Origin of the sequence: Shigella sp. FC1567 (genome assembly GCF_001743015.1) — a bacterium.
In the GTDB taxonomy this organism is placed as follows: Bacteria; Pseudomonadota; Gammaproteobacteria; order Enterobacterales; family Enterobacteriaceae; genus Escherichia; species Escherichia coli.
The window spans coordinates 1-3,775 of record NZ_MIIV01000174.1 but is presented as its reverse complement, the minus strand read 5'-3'; the positions used below and the strand labels follow the sequence as shown (position 1 = coordinate 3,775).

At 48.0% G+C, this 3,775-nt stretch carries 5 protein-coding genes, 1 rRNA gene and 1 pseudogene; 3 read left to right on the top strand and 4 right to left on the bottom strand.

Annotation, left to right across the window (positions count from 1 at the left end; genetic code table 11):
* A partial coding sequence (locus BHE85_RS11800; protein WP_146627985.1) for an integrase core domain-containing protein occupies positions 1-299 on the top strand: 299 nt, incomplete at its 5' end.
* A gap of 143 nt (positions 300-442) precedes the next feature.
* Here the strand turns inward: BHE85_RS11800 and dsbA are convergent.
* From dsbA to BHE85_RS11785, 3 genes and pseudogenes are all read right to left on the bottom strand, one after another.
* On the bottom strand, positions 443-1,069 hold the full coding sequence (dsbA, locus tag BHE85_RS11795; RefSeq protein ID WP_000725337.1) for a thiol:disulfide interchange protein DsbA: 627 nt from the start codon (positions 1,067-1,069) through the stop codon (positions 443-445).
* A gap of 16 nt (positions 1,070-1,085) precedes the next feature.
* Positions 1,086-2,071, bottom strand: a pseudogene (gene srkA, locus BHE85_RS11790) (stress response kinase SrkA).
* Between the two features lie 76 nt (positions 2,072-2,147).
* Positions 2,148-2,417 (bottom strand): YihD family protein, encoded by a 270-nt coding sequence (locus tag BHE85_RS11785; protein WP_004987701.1) that lies wholly within the window; start codon positions 2,415-2,417, stop codon positions 2,148-2,150.
* 69 nt (positions 2,418-2,486) lie between these two features.
* Here BHE85_RS11785 and mobA point away from each other — a divergent pair, with 69 nt between their 5' ends.
* Both mobA and mobB read left to right on the top strand, forming a co-directional pair.
* Positions 2,487-3,071, top strand: coding sequence for a molybdenum cofactor guanylyltransferase MobA (gene mobA, locus BHE85_RS11780; protein WP_001052179.1), 585 nt, complete (start codon positions 2,487-2,489; stop codon positions 3,069-3,071).
* Positions 3,053-3,580: a molybdopterin-guanine dinucleotide biosynthesis protein MobB gene (gene mobB, locus BHE85_RS11775; protein WP_000907625.1), complete on the top strand. Its 528-nt coding sequence runs from the start codon at positions 3,053-3,055 to the stop codon at positions 3,578-3,580. The genes mobA and mobB overlap by 19 nt, the downstream gene beginning before the upstream one ends.
* A 104-nt stretch (positions 3,581-3,684) precedes the next feature.
* Here the strand turns inward: mobB and rrf are convergent.
* Positions 3,685-3,775 (bottom strand): 5S ribosomal RNA (gene rrf, locus BHE85_RS11770); the annotation flags it as partial.

The window sequence follows — 3,775 nt, the reverse complement described above, 5'->3', positions numbered from 1 at the left end:
AGTACTGCGCATACGATTACCGGGTCATACAGGAGCAGTCTGGTCTGAAAACATCAATGTCGCGTAAAGGTAACTGTTACGACAACGCTCCGATGGAAAGCTTCTGGGGAACGCTGAAAAATGAGAGCCTGAGCCACTATCGTTTTAATAACCGGGATGAAGCCATCTCAGTAATACGGGAATACATTGAGATTTTCTACAATCGTCAGCGTCGTCACTCTCGTCTGGGGAATATCTCCCCGGCAGCCTTCAGGGAAAAATATCATCAGATGGCTGCTCAAAAAAAGAACAAATGGTAGTGTCCGCTATTGCCAGTACACCTCAATCCACTTATGCTGAAATAATGTCCAGCGGCAGGATGTATTATCAGAATGTATTTATATTTATTAAATAATAAAAAAAGCCCGTGAATATTCACGGGCTTTATGTAATTTACATTGAATTATTTTTTCTCGGACAGATATTTCACTGTATCAGCATACTGCTGAACAAAAACATCCATATTGCTGGTATCCATACCCTGCGGATTCAGCTGATATTTACCGTTAACAAACATCGCCGGAACACCGCGCAATTGCACGTCAGCTGCAGCTTTTTCCTGCTGAGCTACCAGAGATTTCACCACGAAGCTGTTCCACGCCGCGTCGTACTCTTCACCTTTAATACCTGCGTTGATAAATACATCGCGGATATCAGAAGCAGAACGAATGGTCTGGGTTTTCTGTACGCCTTCAAACAGCGGAACAGTCACTTTGTCTTCCACGCCCAGCGCCATCGCCACAGCCCATGCCTGAGTCAGATCTTTGCCCAGGTCACCACCCATGAAGTTGACGTGGTATTTAGTCATCTTCACGCCTTCCGGCAGTTTTTTCTTCACATTATCAGAAATATGCAGAACTTCTTCAAACTGATAGCAGTGCGGACAGAAGAAAGAGAAAAACTCCAGCACTTGCGGCGCGCCAGCTACCGGTTTTTCCAGGGTAGTGTACTGTTTACCATCTTCATACTGCGCCGCCGATGCGCTAAACGCTAAAACTAAACCAGCCAGCGCCAGCCAAATCTTTTTCATGATCTACTCTCTCCGATTAATACATAGGTGTTAATTGTAAAGGGGGTTCTTGTAGAACTTTTGCCTGTTCTATAAAAGTCGCCGTTTGTCGCAGCCAGTAATCTTCCCCGGTTAACCACGGGAAATTTTTCGGGAACGCGGGATCAGCCCAACGCCGCATTAGCCAGGCAAGATAATAAACCAAACGCATGGCGCGTAAAGGTTCAATCAGTCCGATTTCAGCGGTGTCGAACTCGCTAAATTCTTCATAAGCTTCAATAATAGTTTCCAGTTGCATCCGCTGCTCGGCTTTATCGCCATTGAGCAACATCCACAAATCCTGAATAGCTGGACCATTACGTGCATCATCCAGATCAACAAACATTGGACCATCGCGCCAGAGAATATTCCCGGCGTGCAGTCTCCATGTAAGCGCAGAACGGTGGAATCTTCCCGCCAGTGCGCTGTAACGGCGGCGATCAGCTCATCTGTCGCTTTCAGGAATGCCGCTTTCAACCCGGAAGGTATCAGTGTAGCGTCCTCAAACAGCTTGCGTGGCTCAATGAGATATTCATTCAGACCGATGGTCGGGCGATGGATAAAAAGCTGTTTGCGCCCCGTCTGGTGCATACGCCCTAAATAACGCCCAACCGCTTCCATCTGATCGATATTATCAGCTTCGAACTGGCGACCACCGACGCTTGGAAAAACAGCGAAATAAAATCCCTGATGATTCAATAAAGTCTGACCGTTAAAGGCCACAGGTGCTGCGACCGGAACTTCATCATTTACCAACTGCAACGCAAATTGATGTTCTTCGAGGATTTGATCGGCTGTCCAACGTTCAGGGCGATAAAATTTGACGACAATACGTCGACGATCTTCGTCCTGAAATTGATAGACACGGTTTTCATAGCTGTTAAGCGGGGTAAGACCGGAATCCACCCGGATCCCTTGCTCAAATAGAGCATCCATGATGGTATCCGGGTGTAGTGTCTGGAAAGTAAAAGCGCTGTTGTTCATCCCATCATCCGGAAAACATTACGAATGATGAAGGATATCATTTCACGATGATTTTGGTGGCGCCGCTTACAAGCTTTTACTCTTTAATTACGCCGCGAGCGCGTAACAGCGCCGTTTTGAAGTCTTCTTCATAATCTTTCTGCAAACCCGGGATCACCGCATCTTTCGCGGAATCACGCATTTTCAGGTGATAGATCAGAATGTCATCCGTCAAATCCGCCAGTTCGCCGTCAAAACCTGACTCTTTCGCCAGTTTCTGCAAAAATTGCAACAGGTTAAGGTCTGGCTCTTTTTGCCAGGCTGGCTGGAGGAATTCAATAACTTCATTCAGACGTTTACATTTCATAGTGATGCTCCTTACTCTTGAGACAGACACGTTAGCAGGGTCAATCCCACAATAAAAGAGGCGATATCGGTGAATCTGATGACGACGATAACAGGCGTTGTGCTGGCAGGCGGTAAAGCCAGACGAATGGGTGGCGTAGATAAAGGATTGCTTGAATTAAACGGCAAACCATTATGGCAACATGTCGCTGACGCGCTTATGACGCAGCTCTCTCACGTCGTGGTTAATGCCAATCGTCATCAGGAAATCTATCAGGCAAGCGGTCTGAAAGTGATTGAAGATTCACTGGCGGATTACCCAGGCCCTCTGGCAGGAATGCTTTCAGTAATGCAGCAGGAAGCTGGTGAGTGGTTTTTGTTTTGCCCGTGCGATACGCCTTACATTCCCCCTGATTTAGCAGCCCGGCTTAATCATCAGCGCAAAGATGCGCCTGTCGTGTGGGTCCATGACGGTGAACGCGATCACCCGACTATTGCTCTGGTAAACCGCGCTATTGAGCCTTTATTACTGGAATATCTGCAAGCAGGAGAACGCCGGGTAATGGCATTTATGCGTCTGGCTGGCGGTCATGCGGTTGATTTCAGCGATCATAAAGATGCATTTGTTAACGTGAATACGCCAGAGGAGCTTGCCCGATGGCAGGAAAAACGATGATACCGTTACTCGCCTTTGCCGCGTGGAGTGGTACCGGAAAAACTACGCTTTTGAAAAAACTGATCCCGGCATTATGCGCCAGAGGGATCCGTCCAGGGCTGATTAAGCATACGCACCATGATATGGATGTTGATAAGCCAGGCAAAGATAGCTATGAGCTGCGCAAGGCTGGCGCGGCACAAACCATCGTTGCCAGCCAGCAACGATGGGCCTTGATGACGGAAACACCAGACGAAGAAGAGCTGGATCTACAGTTTCTCGCAAGTCGAATGGATACCTCAAAGCTGGATTTGATTCTGGTCGAAGGGTTTAAGCATGAAGAGATCGCAAAGATTGTGCTGTTTCGCGATGGAGCCAGACATCGACCTGAAGAATTAGTGATAGACAGGCATGTTATTGCTGTAGCCAGTGATGTGCCGCTTAATCTTGATGTCGCATTACTGGATATTAATGATGTTGAGGGGCTGGCTGATTTTGTGGTGGAGTGGATGCAAAAGCAGAACGGATAAGCAAGAGTAGGCTGGATCAGACGCAGCCAGTGTCGCATCCGACCTTTTTCTGCACCAACGCAAAAAGGCCCAGTCTTCCGACCGGGCCTTCTGCTTAATTTGATGCCTGGCAGTTCCCTACTCTCGCATGGGGAGACCCCACACTACCATCGGCGCTACGGCGTTTCACTTCTGAGTTCGGCATGGGGTCAGGTG

What these genes read in the sequence shown, in the direction of transcription:
- dsbA (WP_000725337.1), bottom strand. Translation starts at nt 1,069, where the DNA reads ATGAAAAAGATTTGGCTGGCGCTGGCTGGTTTAGTTTTAGCGTTTAGC.
- BHE85_RS11785 (WP_004987701.1), bottom strand. Translation starts at nt 2,417, where the DNA reads ATGAAATGTAAACGTCTGAATGAAGTTATTGAATTCCTCCAGCCAGCC.
- mobB (WP_000907625.1), top strand. Translation starts at nt 3,053, where the DNA reads ATGGCAGGAAAAACGATGATACCGTTACTCGCCTTTGCCGCGTGGAGT.